The following is a 21,808-nucleotide window of genomic DNA, read 5'->3' as shown; positions in this document are numbered from 1 at the left end:
TTCATAACGCTTGCACATAACCGCCGCGCGACCTAAGAGCCAGTCATGAGCCAGACATCCCATGACCGCCTTTTGATCATCGACTTCGGCAGCCAGGTGACGCAGCTGATCGCACGCCGCCTGCGCGAGTTGAATGTCTATTGTGAAATCCACCCCTATCAAAACGTCACGATGGACTTTGTGCGCGAAATGGCGCCCAAGGCCGTGATCTTTTCCGGTGGGCCGGACAGCGTGACGCGCGAGGGGTCCCCCCGCGCCCCGCAAGAGATTTTTGACTATGGCGTGCCGATCCTTGGCATCTGCTATGGACAGCAAGTCATGATGCATCAGCTTGGCGGCAAGGTCGAAAGCGGCCACGGCACTGCCGAGTTCGGTCGCGCCTTTGTCACTCCGAAAAACCAACTGGATATTCTGAACGGCTGGTTCGCGGATGGCGACGAACAAGTCTGGATGAGCCACGGCGACCACGTCAGCGAAATCGCCACCGGGTTCGAGGTCTTCGGCACCTCACCCAACGCGCCTTATGCGATCACGGCTGATACCAACCGCCATTTCTATGCCGTTCAGTTCCACCCCGAGGTGCACCACACGCCCAGAGGCGCGAAACTGTACGAAAACTTCGTAAAACTGGCTGGCTTCAACGGCGATTGGACTATGGGTGCCTATCGCGAACAGATGATCGAAAAGATTCGCAAGCAAGTCGGCGACAAAAAGGTCATCTGCGGCCTGTCCGGCGGCGTCGACAGCTCGGTCGCGGCGATCCTGATCCATGAAGCGATTGGTGATCAACTGACTTGCGTGTTTGTCGATCACGGCCTGTTGCGCAAGAACGAGGCCGAAGAAGTCGTCGGTATGTTCCGCGACAACTACAACATTCAGCTGATACACGCAGATGAAAGCGACCTGTTTTTGGGAGAGCTGGACGGCCAATCCGACCCGGAAACCAAACGCAAGATCATCGGAAAGCTGTTCATCGACGTGTTCCAGAAACACGCTGATACGATCGAAGGGGCCGAATTCCTGGCCCAGGGCACGCTCTATCCCGACGTGATCGAATCGGTTTCGTTCTCGGGCGGCCCCTCGGTCACGATCAAATCGCACCACAATGTCGGAGGCCTGCCTGAAAAGATGGGCCTGAAACTGGTCGAACCTCTGCGAGAGCTGTTCAAAGACGAGGTTCGCGCACTGGGCCGCGAACTTGGCCTGCCGCAGAGCTTCATCGGGCGCCACCCCTTCCCCGGGCCGGGTCTGGCGATTCGCTGCCCAGGCGAGATCACCCGTGAAAAACTGGAAATCCTGCGCGAAGCCGACGCCATCTATATCGACCAGATTCGCAAACACGGTCTGTACGATGATATCTGGCAGGCTTTTGTTGCCATCCTTCCGGTACGCACCGTCGGTGTGATGGGTGACGGGCGCACATATGATTATGCATGTGCGCTGCGCGCTGTAACTTCGGTCGATGGCATGACCGCCGACTACTATCCGTTCAGCCACGAATTCCTCGGTGAGACCGCCACGCGGATCATCAACGAGGTCAAGGGCATCAACCGATGCACTTATGACATCACCTCGAAACCTCCGGGAACGATTGAGTGGGAATGACAAAAAGCCGGGCTTTGACCCGGCTTTTTTGTTTAAGTCCTGCAAGAAACCCATAGGTTTTAAATTAGAATTCCGCGATTCCCGCAGGCAGGTAAATGGACAGCAGTAGACCGCAGATCGGAAAAGCCGCGCTTTGGATGACGGGGGCAATTGCCTCTTTCTCATCGATGGCGGTTGCCGGTCGCGAATTGAGCGTGGCCCATGATACATTCGAAATCATGTTTTACCGCAGCCTCGTCGGCATCCTCGTTGTAGCGGTGATTCTGACCCTGTCGCGCAAATGGGATCAGGTCTCGACATACAGACTGGGGCTGCACGGTGTCCGAAACCTGACGCATTTTATTGGTCAGAATTTGTGGTTCTACGCGGTAACCGTCATTCCTCTGGCACAGGTTTTTGCGCTTGAGTTCACGCAACCCATCTGGGTGATCCTGCTGTCTCCGCTGCTGCTGAAGGAACGGCTAACACCTGTACGCGCGCTGTCTGCCTTGATTGGTTTTGCCGGTGTCCTGCTTATTACCCGCCCCGGTGCCGTGCCTCTGAGCGCTGGTATTATGGCTGCTGCTTTGTCTGCGGTATTCTTCGCATTTACAACGATTTCCACCAAAACCCTGACCCGTTTTGCCAGCATTGGATGCATCATGTTCTGGCTGACCGTCATGCAGGCTGTCCTGGGATTGATGGCCGCAGGGATTGATGGGCAGATCGCTCTGCCAACCGCGAACACGATCCCCTTCCTGGTATTGATTGGGTTGGCAGGACTACTGGCGCATTATTGCATCACCAACGCTCTGGCTATTGCGCCTGCGACTGTGGTTGTACCGTTCGATTTTGTCCGCCTGCCCACAATTGCCGTGATCGGAATGATTCTGTACCACGAGCCGCTGGATCACTGGACGCTGCTAGGGGCCGTCGTGATCTTTTCGGGCATCTTTTTGAACGTGCACGCCGAAAATCGTAACAGTTTGGCAACAGTTTCCCGGCACACTCACCCTGAATAACGCACCGTCACTAGTTGACGGTAATATAACCCTCAAGAAAGTATCGAGCACCACAAGACAGATCGGCCTTCACCACTCGATAGTCCGGTCTGAATAACAGGACACCTTTTGGGAGGACAGAATGAAAAAAGCGCTTCTACAGGCGTGCGCGGTGTGCGTTGGGACAACAGGAGCTTACGCCGGCGGTCTGGATCGTAGCGGACAGGGTGTCAATATCCTGTTCGAAGAGGGATCAGTTGTACAATTCCGTCTCGGCTATACTGATCCAAGCGTAAGCGGCACTCAAAATGGCGTGGATTCCGGCAATGTTGCCGAGTCATTCTTCACACCGCATTTAGCCTATAAACATGCTTTTACAGACAGACTGGATTTCGCACTGGTCTATGATGAGCCGTTCGGCGCGGATATCGAGTATCCGTCAAACTACCCGTTGTCGATTAACCCGACAACGCCGTTTGGTGGGCGCACGGATGTTCTGCGCGCCAAAGCGGATGTGGACGCAATTACTGCGCTTGTTCGGTATAAATTCGACGGTGGCTTCAGCGCTATCGGAGGTCTGCGCGCGCAACGTTTGAAAGCCAACGTGGCAGTGCCCGCCGCTGCGGGGTACGAAGTCGACACAGATTCTGACATCGCATTTGGGTATGTCGTCGGCGTTGCGTGGGAAAAGCCAGAAATTGCCGCACGTGTGGCTCTGACTTACAACTCAAAAATCACACACGATTTTTCCCAGACAGAGTCATTCAACTTCGTGCCGCCTGTATTCCCGCCTAGTGCGGTGCTGGTCACAGCGGAAACCGAGTCTGAGATTGAATCACCTCAATCCATCAATCTGGATTTCCAAACCGGTGTAGCCCCCAAAACATTGCTGTTTGGTTCAATTCGATGGGTGGACTGGCCGCAAACTGTTTTTGCGCCGCCCAACTATGTCAACATTGTCGGGGATAACCTCGTCGACTACGAAGATGATACGTTCACGTATACGCTGGGGCTCGGCTATCAGTTCTCGGAAGAATTTTCGGGTGCGGTAACTGCTGGGTATGAAACATCCACTGGTTCCGAAGTCACAAATTTGGGCCCGACAGATGGGTTCTGGAGCCTTGGGCTCGGTGGAACCTACTCTCTCGAACGCGCTCAGATTTCCGGTGGTGTCCGGTATACAGACATTGGAGACGCCACTACCACCACCGGAGGAGAATTCAGCGGCAACAGCGCTTGGAGCGTCGGCTTCCAGATCACTTACTCGCTGGGCTGATCCATAAAACAATGAACGTTGAACCCCGCCCTTCCGGCGGGGTTTTTCTTTGCGGGCTATCCAAAATATGAATTCCAGAAACCTCATTGCGTTAAAGCCACAGTTTCCGTGAATTCGTCGGTTTCACAATCTCACATTAGTTTTCTCTCTGTCGGTCCCTGGCCGGATCAACTAGGGGACCGGCACAACAAAAAAAAAGAGGACACTACATTGTTGAATCCAGGCAAAATTTCAATATTAGCAATGATTTCACTGACCCCGGCTATTGCAGGCGCACAGGAATTTAACGGTGCTGCCACCTTGGGCTATGGACAATCTTCCATTTCCAACGGCGGTGGCGATTTCGGCACCTTCACCGGCGATTTCACCGGTACTTTGAGCTTCGACAACGGTCTGCACTGGGGCTTTGACGCCAAGTATTACAATGCCGATCCCGACAATATTTCCGGGGATGTTTCCCTGTGGGATCTGGGCACGACATTGAACTACCAATTTGACAACGGCGGCGTTCTGGGTGGCTATCTCGACTATGCCGATTTCGATTCTGGTCTGGGGCTCAACCTTTCCAGCGATGTGACTTCGTACGGTATTTCGGGCGGGTATGTCGTTGAAAATGCCGGGTTCGAAGCCTGGATCGGCGAATCGGAAACCTCCCCAAGCCTGCCAAACGGCACGGATTGGACCGATTTCGGCGCACGATTCCGCTATCAAGCGTCGGATAGTGCCGTATTCGGCGGTCACTATGTTCGCAGCGACGTGTCAGGTGGTGGCGTAAACCTTGACCTATATAGTGTTGGCCTTGGCGGTTACTATCGGTTCAACAGCGGTTGGGGGACTTATGCAGGTCTAGTGCATCAGTCGTTTAGCGATCTTGATTTGGACTACACAACGCTTGGCATCGGCGTGGATTATAACCTGCTTGAGATCAGCGAGATCCCAGGCCAAGTGTCTCTGGAGTTGGCCAGAACGGATATCGATGTCGGCGGTGCAAGCGGCGATATCGACACCCTTCGCTTTGGTCTGACCTTCCCTCTTGGCGGTCGCACTTCCTCCACTCCGCTCAACAGCGTAGCGCGTGCGGCGATGGCCCCGCGTCACAACGCTCTGACAACGCTGGAAGACACCACTTTCTGAGGGTTTAGTACAACCTGCAAATCTCTGGAAAACCCTGCCTGTGCGGCAGGGTTTTTCTTTGCGCGGTTTCCAAGTCGGTAGAATCTTGGGTAAATAAAAACGGGCAAGGCCGTACTAATACACCTTTCCCCAACGAATTGGGCGAACTTTTTTGCTTGGCGTGTTCTGGGCTATGCTGATGCGTTGGCTGGTTACCTCAATCCAGCGTTTAACTTTTTTGCGCCGTCCGCGCCTTTGTATGGTTCTTTTGTCATGGGTCTGTTGGACGAAGCGGCTCCGTTTCCCCTGCGGGCCGGGGGCGATTTCATATCTAGACCGTACTGACCTGGACTCTAAAGTCAGTGACGACGATTTTTGGCGTCACCATAGGGGCATTGTTTTTTAAACGATGAACACCTGATCTGATCTCTCGCCATAAAAGTGGGGCTTAGATACTAGGCGGTGCAGCCGCCATCAGGCCGTTGATCCAAATCCGTTCGGGTACACACGATTGACGCCACCCGCTGCCCGTTTTAGCAAGGTCGGAAAAAAGGACGGCGGACAATGATCTACAGCTCGGCAAAAGATTGGCGCGATGCGGCGCGAAAAAAGGTGCTGTTCTTTGGCATGTCGGGCCTGGGCAAAACCTATGTGTCGAACGTGCTGCGCGACTCGGGCGATTGGTTCCACTATTCGATCGATTACCGCATCGGTACCCGGTACATGGGTGAATACATCGCTGACAATGCCAAAGCCGAGGCGATGAAAGTCCCCTTTCTGCGCGAACTGCTGTTGTCGGATTCGATCTTTATTGGCTCGAATATCTCGTTCGAGAACCTGACGCCTGTCGCCGCCTATTTGGGTAAGCCCGGAAATCCGGCGCTAGGTGGTTTGGAACTGCCCGAATACAAACGCAGGCAGGAACAATTCCGGCAGGCGGAGATTCACGCGCTTCTGGATACCGAGTATTTCATCGACCGGGCACAACGTCTGTACGAATACCCGCATTTTATCTGCGACACCGGCGGGTCGATCTGCGAATGGGTAGACCCGGAAAATTCTACAGATCACGTGTTGTCCGAACTGTCTCGCCAAACCTTGATGATTTGGATTCAAGGGGATGAAGATCACACGGCAGAGCTGATCAGCCGCTTTGATAAAGCGCCCAAACCGATGTCTTATCAGCCCGAATTTCTGGTCCGTGTTTGGGACGACTATCTGACCCAGCATAACTGCCGATCCGAGGATGTAGACCCCGACGCGTTCATCCGCTGGACTTACGCGCAGGCGCTGGCGCATCGGCAACCCCGCTATCAGGCGATGGCGGACAATTGGGGTGTAACAGTCACCGCTGATGACATGCACAAGGTCCGTGATGCCGCTGATTTCGATGAGTTGATCGAACGCACCCTTGAGACCCGCGCAAACCGGGCTTAATTACCGCCTCTACACTGTAACTCCAAAGGCTTGTACCTGATGCCGATCAAGATCCCCTCTGACCTGCCCGCATTTGAAGTTCTCACCCAAGAGGGCGTATCGGTCATGGCCGAGGATCAGGCAATGCGTCAAGACATTCGCCCCCTGCGGATCGGGTTACTGAATCTGATGCCCAAGAAGATTCAGACTGAAAATCAGTTTGCCCGCCTGATCGGGGCGACTCCGTTGCAGATCGATTTGTCGCTGATCCGGATGACGGAACACCGCACCAAGAACACCGCGGCCGAGCATATGGCCGAATTCTATCGCCCTTTTCAGGAGGTGAAGGACGAGAAATTTGACGGGCTGATCATCACCGGTGCCCCGATTGAGCATTTGGAATTCGACAACGTCACCTATTGGGACGAAATGCGCGAAGTATTCGAATGGACGCAGACCAATGTGCATTCTACCTTTGGAGTGTGCTGGGGTGGAATGGCGATGATCAATCACTTCCATGGCGTCAAGAAACATATGTTGGACGCTAAGGCGTTTGGTTGTTTCCGGCATGCGAACCTTAATCCGGCCTCGCCGTTCCTGCGCGGATTCTCGGATGATTGCGTGATTCCGGTCAGCCGCTGGACGGAAATGAAACAAAATGAGATTGATGCCGCAAACGGTTTGGTAACCCTGCTGGGCAGCGACGATGTTGGTCCCTGTCTGGTCGAAGATCGGAACCATCGTGCCATCTATATCTTCAACCATTTCGAATATGACAGCGATACGTTGAAGCAAGAATACGACCGCGATGTTGCCAACGGCACGCCGATCAACGTGCCCATGAATTACTATCCGGACGACGATCCAAGCCAGACACCACAGAACAGGTGGCGCAGCCATGCGCATTTGCTCTATGGCAACTGGATCAGCGAGATTTATGGGACAACGCCCTATGATATCAATCGGATCGGTGTCGATCAGACCGATCTGAGGGCCTGATCCGGTGATGCGCGTCGGCCTCATAGCTTTGACTTTGCTGGTCTTGCTATGGGCCCTCGCACTCTGGCGCGCTGGTCGGAATGAAGCCCGTGCCGAAGCCGCCTTCCCCCCCGAAGGTCAAATCGTCGAAGTCAATGGCATCCCAGTGCATGCGGTGGTGATGGGTGAAGGCCCGGATGTTGTGCTGATCCATGGGTCCAGCGGCAACACGCGCGACATGACCTTTGCCTTGGCTCCTATCCTGGCGGAAAACTACCGTGTGATTGTGTTTGATCGACCGGGTCTGGGATATAGCGCCAGCTTCAATCCGGACGGTGAGACCATTGAGCAGCAAGCGGAAATCCTGCAAAAGGCTGCCGCGCAACTGGGTGCGGAAAAACCTATCGTCGCAGGGCAAAGTTATGGCGGATCCGTCTCACTTGCTTGGGCTGTTACGCGGCCAGACAATATCTCGGGGCTGGTCCTGATCGCAGCTGCCGCCATCCCGTGGGAGACACCTCTGGACGGGTTCAACACATTGGCGGCGACACCCACCGGCAATGTCACCGCCCTGCCCCTGATCACTGCCTTTGTGCCCGAATGGTACGTTGAAAAAGCTTTGGACAAGGTGTTCGCACCGCAGACCGCACCCGAAGGATATGCCGACCATTTCGGCCCCGGACTAACCATGCGCCGGGCTTCGATGCATGCAAATGCCAAGCAGCGCGCCAATTTGCTGAAAGAAGTCCGCGCCCTACAACCGCGATACGGCGAGATAGACGTGCCGACCGAGATCGTCCATGGCACCGCCGATGATACCGTTGGGTTGGGCTGGCATTCACATCGACTGATCGAACAAATCCCCGGAGCGGAACTGATTGAACTGCCTGGAATTGGGCACATGCCACAGGTCGTTGCTGCACCCGAAGTTGCTGCCGCCATCGACCGTGCCGCACAACGAGCGGGTTTGCGTTAGGCCCGCCGCTAATCCATAGTAGGATATGGATTTTATGGCGAGGTAACACATGGCCCGTTCCGAAAAAGGCTCCATCGAAAAGTACTTTAAGAATGACGCCCCGAAAGAGGTGCGTTCGGCCATCGAAAAGTCCGAAAAAGGCGACATCCTGAACCCCACCTTCCCTTACGACGAACGAATGAAGCGTAAGGAATACGAAAAACAGATGGAAATGCTTCAGATCGAACTGGTCAAGATGCAGTCCTGGCTCAAGGAAACCGACCATCGCATATTGCTTATTTTCGAAGGTCGGGACGCTGCTGGCAAAGGGGGCACGATCAAGCGGTTCCGCGAAAACCTGAACCCACGCGGCGCACGCAATGTTGCGCTAAGCAAACCCTCGGACACTGAGCGCAGTCAGTGGTATTTTCAACGATATATCGCACATTTGCCTGCCGCTGGTGAGATCGTGTTCTTTGACCGCAGCTGGTATAACCGCGGTGTTGTTGAAAACGTCTTTGGCTTTTGCACAGCAGAAGAACGTGAACGGTTTTTCCGACAGGTCCTGCCGTTGGAAACCGGTTTGGTGAATGACGGGATCAAACTGTTTAAATTCTGGCTCAATGTCGGGCGAGCAGAACAGCTCAACCGTTTTCTGGCGCGTGAAACTGACCCACTGAAGCAGTGGAAACTCAGCCCGATTGATATCGCGGGTCTGAACAAATGGGATGAATACAGCCAGTCGATCGAAGAAACCCTGACGCGCAGCCACACGGAACACTGCCCCTGGACCATCGTGCGATCCGACGACAAGAAACGCGCGCGGCTGGCTGCTATTCGTACGGTTCTGCACGCGCTGGACTATGACGAAAAGGACGAAGACGCCATAGGCGCGAATGACCCCGATATCTGTGGCGGGCCAGAGATTTGGGATGCGTGACAGGTGGTGGACGAATGTCTTTTCGCGAATTATGTCATGAATTCTATAACTTGAAAAAGGGCACCTGAAGCAGGAATGACAAAACGCGGGTATCACCACGGGAACCTGAAACAGGCTTTGATCGAGGCTGCTCTGTCTCTGATCGAAGAAAAAGGTCCGACCGGCTTTACCCTGTCCGAAGCGGCGAAAACCGCCGGTGTCACCCCCGCTGCGGTTTACCGGCATTTCCACGGGCGCGAAGACCTGATCGCCGAAGCCGCCCGGCAAGGGTTCGAGATGTTCTCGGATCTGATGCAATACGCCTATGACAAGGGCCAGCCCTCAGCGCTCGCCGCGTTCGAGGCGACAGGCCGTGCCTATCTGGCATTTGCCCGCAAACATCCTGGCCATTACATCGCGATGTTCGAAAGCGGGATTTCGATCAATCGAACACCTGAACTATCCTTGGCCGCAAACCGTGCCAAAGCAGTACTGGAGAAAGCAGCGGCTGATCTGTCGCAACACATTCCACCGGAAAAGCGCCCGCCCGCATCCATGTTCAGCGCCCATATCTGGGCCATGAGCCACGGCGTTGTTGAACTTTACGCCCGCAACACTGGCGCCAGTTCCCCATTTTCACCCGAAGACTTGCTGGAATCCGGCATCGGCATTTATTTGCGGGGTTTGGGGTTGGTGCCGCAGGACGACTGACGATCAGAACCTGCTCAGCGGCTGTGGTGCGCTGAGGCCAGAGGTGACGTTAATCAACTCCATTTCCCCCATGCCTTTGATATCCACGCGCCCGATATCCGCGACCTGGAACTCATCAATCAAGGCAAATTTCATCTCTTCTGGGGCGACGATATGCATTGGGTTTGCAAAGACTTGCAGGCGCGAAGCAATGTTCACAGCCGGACCGAACACGTCATAGACGTATTTCTGTATCCCAACGACAGAGCCCACCGCAGCCCCCATGCCAAGGCCAATCCGGGCCTGCCATTTATGCGGATGGCTTTCATTGCGCCGCTCCAGATACCGTAGGAAGCGAACGGCGCAATGTGCCACGGCCGTGGCATGATCCGGTGTCGCGTCAGGCATACCAGACACTGCCAGATAGGCGTCACCGATGGTCTTGATCCGCTCGCATCCGAATTGTTCGACGATACGGTCGAACGCAGTGAAGATGTCGTTCAACTCGCTTAACGTGACGGTTGGATCGGTCTTGGCGGCGAAATCGGTAAAGCCCACGAAATCCAGCATCACCACCGACACCTGATCATATAGCTGCGGCGTAACGACACCGAAGGTCTTGAACTCTTCGTACACTGCCCGCGGCATAAGGTTCAGCAGCAACCGCTCGACACGCTCTTTCTCACGCTCCAATTCGCGCGTGTTGCGTTCGACCATTGTCGAGTAGCTATCGATCATGCTTTCCAGCTCGCGGATGCGAGTAATGTTCTGGCATTCCACAACCAAAACCTGTTCAGACAAGCCATTCGCGAGCGATACAGCCGTTGCAAAAATCAGCGTTCTGCGTTTTGGCTTGATCTGCAATTCGACTGTATAGCGAAGCCCCGATTGCTTGACGTCCTCCAATTCACGCTGATCCAAAGATGGAAGCAAATCCAGCAGGGTCTGTCCTTCGGTCGGAACCCCAAACCATTCGGCAAACGGCCCATTGTGAAACACAAAACTCAGGTCTGAGGCACGCACAACAGCCACGCCAACTCCGATCGCCCGCAGCAACTGTTCGTTTATCGCTGAAATACTCATGCGGCGTCACGGGTTACAATAATTGCGCGTTTGGATTCAATGGCGTTCAAGGCGATCTTGATGTGACCGTCTTCCATACCGTGCATAGAAAGGGCCTCGGCAAATAGTTCGGCCATCTCATCAAAATCCGCATGAGAGATATTCAGGTGTCGATGAACCGCCTCAATCCTGTCATCGCTAAAAGAAGCAGGACCACCAACCAGAGAAGACACGAACTTGGTCTGGTGATCGATCAGGCGCGGCATGTCGATGTCTTCGAAATGACCACCGATCTGATCGGAGTCCAATGCCATTTCATAGAACGTCATAACGATCCGACTGATCGTTTTGAATCCGCCGTATCTTTCATAGATTGTCTGACTCACACCGCACACCCAAGCTTCAACCACAAAAACACTGAAAGCTTATATCAAACTGACAGTTTTGTTAACGCTTATGCGAGGGTTACCAGATCAATGGTCACGAACGCCCTTTAGGCGGCCTATGTGACAAGTTAGACGTTTAGGTCTTCGGCGCAGGGAATAAAGCCCGCAAACCCACCCTGTGCCAACAACCTGTCCTGCCCGCCTGCGCGCCAATACAGTTTGCGCCGCGCGGCTTGCAGCTCGCGGCGTATACGGAACCCCAATGGCCCCTTGTCCAACCCGCTGTTGGTTTTCTGATCCTGCGACCGCTCGCTAACCTTGACGGGTTCGGCAGTCTGTTCCTGCTGCTTGGACCACATCATCTGCACCCCTACGGCCGGAAAACACTGACACATGCGCCAGTCGGGACGTGGGAGCGAGATAAAGTCGTCCAGATGGTCCGAATACTCCTCAGACCAGGACAGCAGTTTGCGACAAGCCGCTTGCGTCAGAATGTAGGCAGCAGAACTGGGGGCCATTTCCAACATTGGGCGAACTGGAACGTCTGCAATCGACTCAAGCGGCCCAAACCGCATGGAACGTGGCGAATAATCCAGCTTGATCAGATCAAAACCCGCATCATCCGCCAGCAAAGCCGCGATGGCGGCCCCGGCCTGAGCCGACATTTCAACGTCATCCTCAAAAATCGCAACCTTGCTCAGGTTCTGATCCACAGCAACCCGCCAAACGGCGCGGTGGCTTTCAAAGCAGGCGATTTCGCTTTGTGTCAGCCCCCATCGGGTACCGGCGCCGGGAACGTAGCAATTGTCATCCAGTGCGCCGGGTTGCTGACCGTCCACTGCGCTGAACCGCTGTGCGCCACGCAATCCTGTGTCGGCGAACTGACCTTCCATGAACTCGGCCCGCTCGGGCACCCGATCCAGGTTAATAAAATAGGCAGCAGCTCCCGATGGCAGTTCGTAATGTCCCACGGCGCATCCTTTCAAACACTGTCGTCAGATACACACCGCTGAGCCGGACAATCAACCCCACCTGGGCATGACCACGCTGACCATTGCCGTCAACGTGAGGCAGGAAAGGCAGATCGCCCTTCCTGCCGATCCGATCAGGTGCTGATCGTGTTGTGTTCGGGGCCATAGGGGAAGCCGGTGATGTTTTCGGCTCCAGAATCCTCGACCACAAGGATGTCATGCTCGCGATACCCGCCTGCGCCTTTCTGGCCTTCGGGGATCCACAGCATCGGTTCAATGGATACGACCATACCGGGCTCCAGCACAGTGTCGATGTCTTCGCGCAGCTCAAGCCCAGCCTCGCGACCGTAATAGTGGCTGAGAATGCCGAAGGAATGACCATAGCCGAACGAGCGGTATTGCAGCAAACCTTCGTCAGCGAAGAACCGGTTGATCTCTTCACAGATTCCAGAGCAGGTCGCGCCAGGTTTGATCAGGCCCAGGCCCAACTCATGCGCAGCGACATTCGCCTTCCAGATGCGCAGGCTTTCGGGGTCGGGTTCACCCAGAAACAAGGTGCGTTCCAGCGCAGTGTAATAGCCCGAGATCATCGGGAACGTGTTCAGCGACAGGATATCGCCCTTTTGCAGCGCCCGTTTTGTGACCGGGTTATGCGCCCCATCGGTATTCAGACCGGACTGGAACCAAACCCACGTGTCGCGATATTCTGCATCCGGATAGGCACGCGCAATCTCAGCCTCCATCGCGTCGCGGCCGGCCATGGCGATCTCAATCTCGGTCGCGCCTTCGCGGATCGCGGCATGGATGGCCGCGCCACCGACATCAGCCGTACGCGCGCCACCTTTGATCAGTTCGATCTCTTCAGCCGATTTTACCATGCGCGCGGCCATCGTATCCGGCGCGATGTCCACTAACTCTGGCCCGCCCAATATGTCCAACGCCGTATCGCGCATCGCCAGTGTCATGTGATCGCCCTCGATACCGATCCGTCCCGCAGACCCAATCAGGCTGGCCACCGCACGCCAATAGTTGTTCCGTTGCCAATCGGTATAGATCACATTCTCTTCGACCGAGCGCCGCCAAGGCTGGCCAGCGTCGATATTCGCCGAAACCGTGGTGCAGCTTTCTTGGGTGACAACGCAGCCATACGGGCGTCCAAACGCGCAATACAAAAAGCCCGAGTAGTAGGCGATGTTGTGCATCGACGTCAGCAGCACCGCCGGGATATCACGCGCCGCCATCGTCGCACGCAGGCTGGCCAGACGTCGGTCATATTCTGCCTTGCTAAACGGCAACGGCGCCTTGTCACCATTGTGGCTGGTGAAGAACTCGGGGCGATTGATCAGGTCTTTCATCATCTCTCTCCTCAATGCCGGACAGGCAAAGCCCGGCCACAAGTCCCGGCGTTCAGGACAAGCGGCCTCGGGAACCGAGAGCCATGCACCCCGCGTTGCGTCACGACGCCATCGTGACCGAGGTTCATGGTGAAATCGCTAAATCAGCTTTCGAGTCGCGTCAAGCCGGGCTGAGACCCCGCAAGCGTTCAGACCGACGCCGCAGCAGTTCGACCGTAGTCAACAGCGCGATCGAGATCACAACAAGAATGGTCGCAACCGCCAGAATGGTCGGGCTGATCTGCTCGCGCAGGCCAGTGAACATCTGCCAGGGCAACGTTTTCTGACTGGCCGAACCGACGAACAGAACCACAACAACCTCATCAAACGACGTGATGAAGGCGAACAAGCCACCCGAGATTACGCCCGGCAAGATCAGCGGCATCTGGATTTTGAAGAAGGTCCGTACTGGCCCTGCCCCCATATTCGCCGCGGCCCGAGTCAGGGATCGGTCAAACCCGACCAACGTCGCCGTCACCGTAATGATAACGAACGGAATACCCAGAACCGCATGAGCCAGAACAACTTTGATGTATCCGACAAAGTTCTTGTCCATGCCCAATGTTCCCTCCATGAAACGACCGATGTCGCTGTAGAAAAAGAACATACCCGTAGCCGAAATGATCAGCGGCACAATCATGGGTGAGATCAGGATACCCATGATCGCCCGACGACCGGGCACGTGCGACTGGCTGAGACCAATGGCAGCCAGCGTCCCCAGTGAAACCGAAATGATGGTCGCGATTGGCGCGATAATCAGCGAGTTTTTGAAGCTGCGCTGCCATTCATTGTTGGTGAAGAAATCACGGTAATGCTTGAGCGAGTAGCCTTCGGGGTCCAAACGCAGCATCTCAGGCGTGAAGGTAAAGAAGTCCTGTGCGTTGAACGATAGCGGCAAAACCACAAGGATGGGCGTGATCAGGAACACGAAGATCGCGCCGCAGATAACCCGAAACAGGTAATGTCCAAACACCTGCTGGCCCGTCAAATAGGGCAGCAGCCTTTGCCGATAGCGCCCCTCGTACAGCCAGAAGATGAAGAAGGCAAAGAACCAACCGGCCAGCAAGCCGACGATCAACCCCGTGAATCCGGCGAACAGAAAACCGATCACCCCCATCCCAAGAATGGTGATCCAGCGTGCGACACGTTCATTGTCCAGAACCGTGATATAGACCCAGGCCAGCGCCGCCATCAGCGCGGCACCTATCAGGATGCCCAGCAGGGCACTGCCCTGCCCGGCCCCGACGAACATGCCGAGGAAACCTCCGGCGGCGGCGACTGTGGGCAGAACCATCGACAACGGCTTGCGGGATATTGGTGTAAGTGCTGCCATGATATTTATCCCAATTTCACGTTATCGATGCCCACGATCTTGTCGTAGCACCAGTACAGTAGCATGACGACCGCCAGCAGGATCGTCCCCAACGCCGCAGCCAGTCCCCAGTTCAGCGAGGACGAGATGTGATACGCAATCCGGTTCGAGATGAAGACACCCTTGGTACCACCCACGATCTCGGGCGTGATGTAGTAGCCAATGGCCAGAATGAACACGAGGATCGAACCGGCCCCAATTCCCGGAATTGATTGTGGGAAGTAAATCCGCCAGAAAGTAGTCCAGTTGGTGGCCCCCATCGACTTGGCCGCACGGGTATAAGACGGCGGGATCGTCTGCATCACCGAATACATCGGCAGGATCATGAACGGCAGCAGGATATGCGTCATCGCGACGATCGTGCCGATCTGGTTGTTGATGATCACAAGTCGCGCATCATCTGCGACCAACCCAAGCCAAACCAGAGTTTCGTTAATGACACCTTGTTGTTGCAGCATCACTTTCCAAGCCGAAGTTCGCACCAGAAGCGATGTCCAGAAGGGCAACAGCACCAGGATCATCAGCATGTTCGAAACACGCATCGGCAAATTCGCCAACAGGTAGGAAACCGGATAGGCCAACAGGATACAGGACCCAGTAATGATCAGGGACATGAACAGCGTACGGCCAAACAGCTTTACAAGTATCTGCTTGTCTTCTGGCTGCGCAGCAACGCCGTCGGGCGTCAGCCTTAAATCGACGGCTGCAAGAAAATAGCCGGGGGTCACGTTTCGGGAATGGGTCTTGATCACACGCCAGTTTTCGACGTCCCCCCATCCTTTGTCCGCGTCAATAAGCTTTTCTTTGAACGGCGCATCCGCTTCAGGGTCCCATTTCCGGATTTTTCGACCGGATTTACGGAACAGGGACGAGATGCCCGGTTCTTCATAGTTCAACCGTGATCCCAACCGGGTGTGTTTCTTTTCAGCAACCGCAACGATCATATCATTGACAAAGGCGTCATAGACGGCCTCGTCCGGCAGTTCGCCGCTTTTTTCATCCCAATTTTCTAACGCCACGACCGTCAGAGGCAGCGTTTTTTCCACGATACCGTTTTCCACCGAACGGAATAGCATCGACGCAATCGGAATTATGAACGAGAACAGAACGAACAGAAGAAGGGGCGCAATCAATAACAGAGCGCGCAGCTTTTGCCGTCTTAGTGAACGTGCCAGAGATTGCTTGAGCGGCGTTCCGTCCGCGGCCAGCATCGGTCCTGCGTTTTGGCTTGCGTCAGTCATCAGTGCCCCTTGGTTTTATGGGTCAAGGGGCAGCGTGCCGCCCCCTGACTGTTTTTTTGAACTTGAAAGGTTACTGCGACAGCCAGGCCTGGAAACGTGCGTCCAGATCATCGCGGTAGTCAGCCCACCATTCGTAGTTGTTCACAAAGGTGTTCTTCGCGTTACGCGGATCGGTCGGCATGTGCGGTGCCATGTCGATACCCAGATCGGCATGCTTATCGACCAGAGGCGCCGAGGACTTACGTGCCGGACCATACGAAATGTATTTTGCCTGATCCGCCAGACGCTGTGTATCGGACGAGAACCGGATGTAATCCAAGGCCCGTGCCTCACGCTCAGGGCTCAGACCAGCCGGGATCGCCCAGCCGTCCAGATCAAACATCTGCCAGTCCCAAGCCATGCCAACAGGCTGATTCTGCTCGACAATCATCGAGAACAGACGGCCATTATAGGTGGACCCCATAAAGATCTCGCCATCAGCCAAAAGCTGAACCGGCTCGGCGGCGGCCGACCACCAGATCGTCTGGTCCTTGATCGTGTCCAGCTTGGCCAACGCACGTTCAACACCCTCTTCAGTTTCAAGCGTGTCATATACGTCTTCGTACGCTACGCCATCACAAAGCAGGGCCCATTCCATATTGGCGATTGGGCGTTTGTTGAGTGCGCGTTTGCCTGGATACTTCTCAAGGTCGAATACATCGCACGCTCCGGTCGGAGGCTCTACACCTTCTGGCACCATATCGGTGCGATAGCCGAAGGTTGTCGAGTATACGATCGTCGGAATATAGCAAGGTGAGACAAGTTGATCACCAAAGTCCTCAGACGCAGGTGTCCCATCGGGCGCAGGAGCCAAATGCACGTCCGGGTCGATTTCAATGATCAGACCTTCGTCGCAGGCACGAATATTGTCAGCGGCTTCAAGATCGACAACGTCCCACGTGACGTTGCCCGCTTCGTTCATAGCGCGCAGCTTAGCAACACCTTCGGGCGAGCTGTCATCATTCAGAATGGTAACACCAGTCTTTTCCGAATAGGGCTCGTGATACGCTTTCAACTGCGATTTGGAATACGCGCCGCCCCACGAGACGATTGTCATCTCTTCGGCCATAGCGCCACCAGCAATTGCGGCAACCGCACTCGCCAATAGAGTGGTTTTGGTAACTTTCATTGTTAACTCCCTGTTATTCCCGTTAATTTTAGCTTTTCAGATCAGGTCACGGGGTGCCTGATCATCTGATATCCCGCGCGTCCGGGCAGAGCGCGCGGGTATTTCCTTGCTCAGGCGTCAAGCGCCCGGCAATCATGGGCCAGCCAGCCGATTTCAACCTCTTGGCCCGGCTGCAGTTTTACCGCATCCGGCGCGTTTCGGGTTTTGATGATGAAATCGTCGTTCCCCGCAACAGACAGGCGGAAGCGGAACACGTCACCCATATAGATGAATTCTTTGACCGTTGCCTTCAGCGTATGCGCATCGGCGTGCAGACGATCTTTGTTGAACTCGACCCGTTCGGGGCGGATGGAAACCTTGGTCCGATCTCCCGGGTTGTGGACGTTTACCGGTTTGGCGTCAATCTCAGACCCATCGTCCAAAGCCACCACGCATGAATCGCCGTCGATGGATTTAACAACGCCTTCCAACGTATTGTTTTCGCCAATAAACTGCGCAACGAAGCTATTTTCGGGTTCTTCGTACAGAAGATCGGGTGGGGCCAATTGCTGAATGCGCCCATCGTCAAACACTGCGACACGGTCCGACATCGTCAACGCTTCGGTCTGGTCGTGTGTCACATAGACCGTGGTGATCCCAAGCTCATGCGCCAGTCGGGTGATTTCAAACTGCATATGTTCGCGCAGCTGTTTGTCCAGCGCGCCCAGCGGTTCGTCCATCAGCACCAATTCGGGTTCGAAGACCAGCGCCCGCGCCAAGGCGATACGCTGTTGCTGACCACCCGAAAGCTGCGCCGGGCGGCGGCTGCCAAAGGCCCCCATCTGAACCATATCCAGCGCGCGCTTGACCTTTTCCTCGCGCTGATCCTTGCCCATTTTCCGCACTTCCAAAGGAAAGGACAGGTTTTCGGCCACCGTCATGTGCGGAAACAGGGCATAGTTCTGGAACACCATCCCGATTCCACGTTTATGCGGGGGAATATTGTTGATCGGTTTCCCGTCCAACATGATCTCGCCATGTGTGGCGGTTTCAAACCCTGCCAACATCATCAGGCAAGTTGTCTTGCCAGACCCTGACGGGCCCAACATTGTCAGAAACTCACCTTTTGGCAACGAGAGGTTTAGATCTTTTACAACGAGTATTTCACCATCATAAGACTTCTGGACACGTTGAAACTCGACGAACGCAGCGTCATTGGACATATACCGACTTGGCTCCCTGTGCGGTCTGTTGGTTGCCCGGTTTATCCGGATCTCAAAGACCATTGGGGACATTTAAGGACATGCAGGGCGCGCCGTGCAACCAAAAATATATTTGAAGCACTACAATTTTGGATACGGTCACCCCTTCATTGATGCGAATTCAGTTCCCGCATGTGCCACGCAAGGCTTTGATTGCTGGACAAAACCGGCTTTCCTAGCCGCTCCTGAATCTCACAGATCGCATCAAAAGTTCTTAGATTTGTGCAGCTTAGAAAAATAGCTTCAACCGAAGAATCAGCCCCAAGCTTGAGCGCTGCATCAACCACAGAGCGCCGCGAAATGCGCACAACTTTCGATTCTTCAGCCTCTCCGAACGAACCGAAAACATCCATTGAAACCCCGTTTTCGGCGAATGCCCGACGTAATGGTTCGTTCACATCTTGTATATATGGCGACAGCAGCGCGAATTTTGAGACTCCCAAATGCGCCGCGCAGGCCGATGCGGCACGCAAAGGGTTGGTGACCACAGCAGTATTGCAGGTCTCTTGCACCATACGCTCGACCTGTTCGGATCCGATGACGGAACTGGCGGATGTGCATCCATATCCAACCACCTTGTAGGGGCGAATTTTCGGCAGCAAATCCGCCGCTGCGGGCAAAGCCTTTTCCATTTGCGCCAAGGTATCAGTCGTAACCTCTGTCCCACTTGGAATACGCGAGACATAGATCGGATAGGTTCGATCGGCGAAATAGGCATTGAACTCTGGCTCAATGGTCTCATCCGTTTGCAAAACGATCAGACCCATTGGTGAGGCAGCTGGATCATCCGCATCCAACGTATAGGGAAGATAGCTCATATCTGGGGCAACTCCGCGCCGACTCTTGGGCTGATAAAGCGCGGTGCGCCTTGCGTGATGACGATATTTTCTTCGTGGACCAGTATTTTATCGCCCACGGCGATGCCTGGCTCTAATGTCAGGACCATCCCGGGTTCCAATACCGTGTGATCCGATGGGATCAGAGAAGGCCATTCCGTCAACGACATGCCAAGGCCATGTCCCAACCTCCCTGCACCGGTGTCTTCGCTGTTTCGGGACAAGATCGCGTTCATTGCGTGGAACAGATCAGCTGCAGTTGCGCCTGGGCGTGCCGCTTCAAACCCCGCATCTGATGCTTCGATCAACGTGGCATAAGCGTCGCGCACCTGCGCCGACGCCTGCCCGACCGACCAATTGCGGTCGTAATCGCAAAAATACCCGTCCCACACCAAGCCCGTGTCCAGCATTAAAACATCCCCCGGCACCAATGCGGTTGGACGGGCTGGAGAAATCACATCGGCATACCCGCCCTGCTCGGCCCCGCCAGCCAGATACGGCACCCAATCCGCGCCTTCCTCAAGGCACAGCATCTGAAAACGGCGGAACACCTCGTCCAAAGCAACATCTTCAGCGGCGATCTCGGGCACGCGTTGAAAGGCCCTGCCCCCGATTGCGCAGGCGGTTTCGATCTTGGCAATCTCTGCCTCGGATTTCACCATCCGCAGCGCACGGAGAATACCTTCGTCACTGCCCAGACGACGGGAACCCAACCTTTCCTGCAACCTGTTAAGATCGGCCAAAGGCATGCGAACATGGGTTTCGTGACCATCCGGCAGACCGATTACCGCATCTGCAGGGCAGATTTCGAACAAAGCGTCGGCCAGCAGGCTAACACCATCGTCGGTCAAGTCCGGCGCGCTCCAGGTGCGAATGTCTTCGATCCAGGTTGTCGCCATCAATGCCGCCCCGATCGATGGGATGACGGCGATCGGTTTGCCAGTTGCAGGCACGATCAGGTACCACGGGCGCGTCGGGCTTTCCCAAAACCGGGTCAGATACCCTGTAAAATAGCGAACCTCGGGTTCTGTGGTCAGCAACAGCGCCGACAGCCCCTCTTGCGCCATCCGATGTTGCGCACGCTCGGTCCGCGACTGGAATTCGGACGCTTCAAAGCCCCTCATTCGGCAATCTCTGAGATAATGCACAGAACACGAGCATTTGGCTCGATGCCCAGACCCGCCCGCGCATCGGCATTCATCACGGCGGCAACCCCCGCCCCGCCCGAAGCCGTTGTAGCGATGCCAGCATCGGCCATTGCGGGAAGATGTTCAGTCACCTGCTCATCGGTCAGGGTCAGGAAACTGTCGGCATCTCTGGCCAATCCGTTCAAGGCAATCAGAGACGGTTCCTTGCAATCGAGACGCCCCATGACGCTGTCAGGGCCATCGGCGAACACGCAGGCGCCAGCCTCGATACTGGCCTGCAAGGCCGGAGCTGCATCAGGTTCGACAACGATGATCTGAGGTTCTTGCCCCCAAGCCGTCCTCATATAGGCTGCGGCCGCTCCGGCCAAACCACCAACACCGGCCTGCAACATGATATGGGTCGGCACTTGCGGGCATTGGCGCACAGCTTCGGCGGCCATCTGCAGGTACCCCTCCATCAGAGTATGCGGCAGTTCGTAATACCCCTCCCACGAACTGTCCGACAGCAATATCCATCCGTTATCCTGCGCTGCTTTACTTGCGGCCTCCATGCTGGCGGCATAGTCCACGCCCTCGCGCACAACATCAGCACCCTGAGCGCGCAGGCGTTCGGCAAAACTTTCGGGTACGGTGTCTGCGATATAAACGACAGAATTGGCCCCGAAACGGCTCGCACCGGACGCGACGCTTAGGCCGTGATTGCCTGCACTGGCGGTGACATAGGTCCGACCCGCCAGTGTCGAGGCGTCCGGGTTTTCCGCGATAACCGCCGCATGGCGCGCGATGACATAGGCCGCACCCAAGGCTTTGAACGACCCCAGATCCATCCGACCACGTTCATCCTTTGCCCACAGGTGTGCGACATCGGCCAACCCCTTCACTTCGGTCAGAGGCGTTTCTTTGTCCGACAGGCAGCGTGCGATCAATTCTGACGCGCGCGCGACATTGGTCGAAGGGTACGGTGCGGCCTCGATCAGTTTCTGGCCGCCGCGATGAGGGTTGGATGTGATTTTCAATTGAGCGTCTTTCCTGAGTTGCCCATTGACGTGATCGGATT

20 protein-coding genes are annotated in these 21,808 nt (G+C 55.4%); 9 read left to right on the top strand and 11 right to left on the bottom strand.

Translation table 11 applies throughout. The annotated features are described in order from the left end of the window. Positions 1-45: 45 nt before the first annotated feature. The 9 genes from guaA to GOX21_RS01705 all read left to right on the top strand — a co-directional run bounded on the left by guaA (position 46) and on the right by GOX21_RS01705 (position 9,953). On the top strand, positions 46-1,605 hold the full coding sequence (gene guaA / locus GOX21_RS01745; RefSeq protein WP_170375079.1) for a glutamine-hydrolyzing GMP synthase: 1,560 nt from the start codon (positions 46-48) through the stop codon (positions 1,603-1,605). A gap of 95 nt (positions 1,606-1,700) precedes the next feature. Next, positions 1,701-2,606 carry a DMT family transporter gene (locus tag GOX21_RS01740; RefSeq protein WP_170375077.1) on the top strand — a complete coding sequence of 302 codons (906 nt, stop codon included), beginning with the start codon at positions 1,701-1,703 and terminating at the stop codon, positions 2,604-2,606. 121 nt (positions 2,607-2,727) lie between these two features. Continuing rightward, positions 2,728-3,861 (top strand): OmpP1/FadL family transporter, encoded by a 1,134-nt coding sequence (locus GOX21_RS01735; protein ID WP_170348524.1) that lies wholly within the window; start codon positions 2,728-2,730, stop codon positions 3,859-3,861. Between the two features lie 243 nt (positions 3,862-4,104). After that, positions 4,105-4,995 (top strand): hypothetical protein, encoded by an 891-nt coding sequence (locus GOX21_RS01730; RefSeq protein ID WP_170375075.1) that lies wholly within the window; start codon positions 4,105-4,107, stop codon positions 4,993-4,995. Positions 4,996-5,538: 543 nt separating this feature from the next. Further along, a complete protein-coding gene (locus GOX21_RS01725; RefSeq protein ID WP_170375073.1) occupies positions 5,539-6,411 on the top strand; it encodes an ATPase in 873 nt (290 codons plus the stop codon). A 39-nt stretch (positions 6,412-6,450) separates the two neighbouring features. Beyond that, a complete protein-coding gene (metA, locus tag GOX21_RS01720) occupies positions 6,451-7,389 on the top strand; it encodes a homoserine O-acetyltransferase MetA (RefSeq protein WP_170375071.1) in 939 nt (312 codons plus the stop codon). Between the two features lie 7 nt (positions 7,390-7,396). Further along, positions 7,397-8,344 (top strand): alpha/beta fold hydrolase, encoded by a 948-nt coding sequence (locus GOX21_RS01715; protein ID WP_170375070.1) that lies wholly within the window; start codon positions 7,397-7,399, stop codon positions 8,342-8,344. A gap of 49 nt (positions 8,345-8,393) precedes the next feature. Then, positions 8,394-9,263: a polyphosphate kinase 2 gene (ppk2, locus tag GOX21_RS01710; RefSeq protein ID WP_170375068.1), complete on the top strand. Its 870-nt coding sequence runs from the start codon at positions 8,394-8,396 to the stop codon at positions 9,261-9,263. 75 nt (positions 9,264-9,338) lie between these two features. Then, entirely contained in the window at positions 9,339-9,953 is a 615-nt protein-coding gene (locus GOX21_RS01705) for a TetR/AcrR family transcriptional regulator (protein ID WP_170348518.1), read from the top strand. 3 nt (positions 9,954-9,956) lie between these two features. Here the strand turns inward: GOX21_RS01705 and GOX21_RS01700 are convergent, their stop codons facing one another. The 11 genes from GOX21_RS01700 to GOX21_RS01650 form a co-directional block, all read right to left on the bottom strand. Next, entirely contained in the window at positions 9,957-11,015 is a 1,059-nt protein-coding gene (locus GOX21_RS01700; RefSeq protein WP_170348517.1) for an adenylate/guanylate cyclase domain-containing protein, read from the bottom strand. Further along, positions 11,012-11,380 carry a group I truncated hemoglobin gene (locus tag GOX21_RS01695; protein WP_170348516.1) on the bottom strand — a complete coding sequence of 123 codons (369 nt, stop codon included), beginning with the start codon at positions 11,378-11,380 and terminating at the stop codon, positions 11,012-11,014. The genes GOX21_RS01700 and GOX21_RS01695 overlap by 4 nt, the downstream gene beginning before the upstream one ends. A gap of 128 nt (positions 11,381-11,508) precedes the next feature. Continuing rightward, the gene (locus tag GOX21_RS01690) at positions 11,509-12,351 is read right to left on the bottom strand and encodes a glycosyltransferase family 25 protein (RefSeq protein ID WP_170375066.1); all 843 of its coding nucleotides are present in this window, start codon (positions 12,349-12,351) and stop codon (positions 11,509-11,511) included. A gap of 134 nt (positions 12,352-12,485) precedes the next feature. Then, positions 12,486-13,706 (bottom strand): aminopeptidase P family protein, encoded by a 1,221-nt coding sequence (locus GOX21_RS01685; RefSeq protein ID WP_170375064.1) that lies wholly within the window; start codon positions 13,704-13,706, stop codon positions 12,486-12,488. Positions 13,707-13,866: 160 nt separating this feature from the next. Further along, the gene (locus tag GOX21_RS01680; protein ID WP_170358184.1) at positions 13,867-15,078 is read right to left on the bottom strand and encodes an ABC transporter permease; all 1,212 of its coding nucleotides are present in this window, start codon (positions 15,076-15,078) and stop codon (positions 13,867-13,869) included. Between the two features lie 5 nt (positions 15,079-15,083). Then, a complete protein-coding gene (locus tag GOX21_RS01675; protein ID WP_170375062.1) occupies positions 15,084-16,358 on the bottom strand; it encodes an ABC transporter permease in 1,275 nt (424 codons plus the stop codon). A 70-nt stretch (positions 16,359-16,428) separates the two neighbouring features. Next, positions 16,429-17,526 carry an ABC transporter substrate-binding protein gene (locus GOX21_RS01670; RefSeq protein WP_170348511.1) on the bottom strand — a complete coding sequence of 366 codons (1,098 nt, stop codon included), beginning with the start codon at positions 17,524-17,526 and terminating at the stop codon, positions 16,429-16,431. A 110-nt stretch (positions 17,527-17,636) separates the two neighbouring features. Then, positions 17,637-18,728, bottom strand: a complete 1,092-nt coding sequence (locus GOX21_RS01665; RefSeq protein ID WP_170348510.1) for an ABC transporter ATP-binding protein — start codon at positions 18,726-18,728, stop codon at positions 17,637-17,639. A gap of 146 nt (positions 18,729-18,874) precedes the next feature. Further along, entirely contained in the window at positions 18,875-19,585 is a 711-nt protein-coding gene (locus GOX21_RS01660; RefSeq protein ID WP_170375060.1) for a maleate cis-trans isomerase family protein, read from the bottom strand. Beyond that, a complete protein-coding gene (locus tag GOX21_RS01655; protein WP_170375058.1) occupies positions 19,582-20,727 on the bottom strand; it encodes a M24 family metallopeptidase in 1,146 nt (381 codons plus the stop codon). Before GOX21_RS01655 ends, GOX21_RS01660 begins: the two co-directional genes overlap by 4 nt. After that, positions 20,724-21,767: a pyridoxal-phosphate dependent enzyme gene (locus GOX21_RS01650; RefSeq protein ID WP_170375056.1), complete on the bottom strand. Its 1,044-nt coding sequence runs from the start codon at positions 21,765-21,767 to the stop codon at positions 20,724-20,726. Before GOX21_RS01650 ends, GOX21_RS01655 begins: the two co-directional genes overlap by 4 nt. Positions 21,768-21,808 lie beyond the last annotated feature (41 nt).

It is taken from the genome of Ruegeria atlantica (assembly GCF_013032005.1).
Lineage (GTDB): Bacteria > Pseudomonadota > Alphaproteobacteria > Rhodobacterales > Rhodobacteraceae > Ruegeria > Ruegeria atlantica_A.
Note: the sequence above shows the minus strand (reverse complement) of the source record. Positions and strands in the feature narration are given on the sequence as shown.

Excerpts from the sequence above, each read along its gene's own strand:
- GOX21_RS01655 (WP_170375058.1), bottom strand. The coding sequence starts at position 20,727 with ATGAGGGGCTTTGAAGCGTCCGAATTCCAGTCGCGGACCGAGCGTGCG.
- GOX21_RS01705 (WP_170348518.1), top strand. The coding sequence starts at position 9,339 with ATGACAAAACGCGGGTATCACCACGGGAACCTGAAACAGGCTTTGATC.
- metA (WP_170375071.1), top strand. The coding sequence starts at position 6,451 with ATGCCGATCAAGATCCCCTCTGACCTGCCCGCATTTGAAGTTCTCACC.
- GOX21_RS01685 (WP_170375064.1), bottom strand. The coding sequence starts at position 13,706 with ATGAAAGACCTGATCAATCGCCCCGAGTTCTTCACCAGCCACAATGGT.
- GOX21_RS01700 (WP_170348517.1), bottom strand. The coding sequence starts at position 11,015 with ATGAGTATTTCAGCGATAAACGAACAGTTGCTGCGGGCGATCGGAGTT.
- GOX21_RS01670 (WP_170348511.1), bottom strand. The coding sequence starts at position 17,526 with ATGAAAGTTACCAAAACCACTCTATTGGCGAGTGCGGTTGCCGCAATT.
- ppk2 (WP_170375068.1), top strand. The coding sequence starts at position 8,394 with ATGGCCCGTTCCGAAAAAGGCTCCATCGAAAAGTACTTTAAGAATGAC.
- GOX21_RS01725 (WP_170375073.1), top strand. The coding sequence starts at position 5,539 with ATGATCTACAGCTCGGCAAAAGATTGGCGCGATGCGGCGCGAAAAAAG.
- GOX21_RS01665 (WP_170348510.1), bottom strand. The coding sequence starts at position 18,728 with ATGTCCAATGACGCTGCGTTCGTCGAGTTTCAACGTGTCCAGAAGTCT.
- GOX21_RS01675 (WP_170375062.1), bottom strand. The coding sequence starts at position 16,358 with ATGACTGACGCAAGCCAAAACGCAGGACCGATGCTGGCCGCGGACGGA.
- GOX21_RS01730 (WP_170375075.1), top strand. The coding sequence starts at position 4,105 with ATGATTTCACTGACCCCGGCTATTGCAGGCGCACAGGAATTTAACGGT.
- GOX21_RS01740 (WP_170375077.1), top strand. The coding sequence starts at position 1,701 with ATGGACAGCAGTAGACCGCAGATCGGAAAAGCCGCGCTTTGGATGACG.
- GOX21_RS01735 (WP_170348524.1), top strand. The coding sequence starts at position 2,728 with ATGAAAAAAGCGCTTCTACAGGCGTGCGCGGTGTGCGTTGGGACAACA.
- GOX21_RS01660 (WP_170375060.1), bottom strand. The coding sequence starts at position 19,585 with ATGAGCTATCTTCCCTATACGTTGGATGCGGATGATCCAGCTGCCTCA.
- guaA (WP_170375079.1), top strand. The coding sequence starts at position 46 with ATGAGCCAGACATCCCATGACCGCCTTTTGATCATCGACTTCGGCAGC.
- GOX21_RS01680 (WP_170358184.1), bottom strand. The coding sequence starts at position 15,078 with ATGGCAGCACTTACACCAATATCCCGCAAGCCGTTGTCGATGGTTCTG.
- GOX21_RS01715 (WP_170375070.1), top strand. The coding sequence starts at position 7,397 with ATGCGCGTCGGCCTCATAGCTTTGACTTTGCTGGTCTTGCTATGGGCC.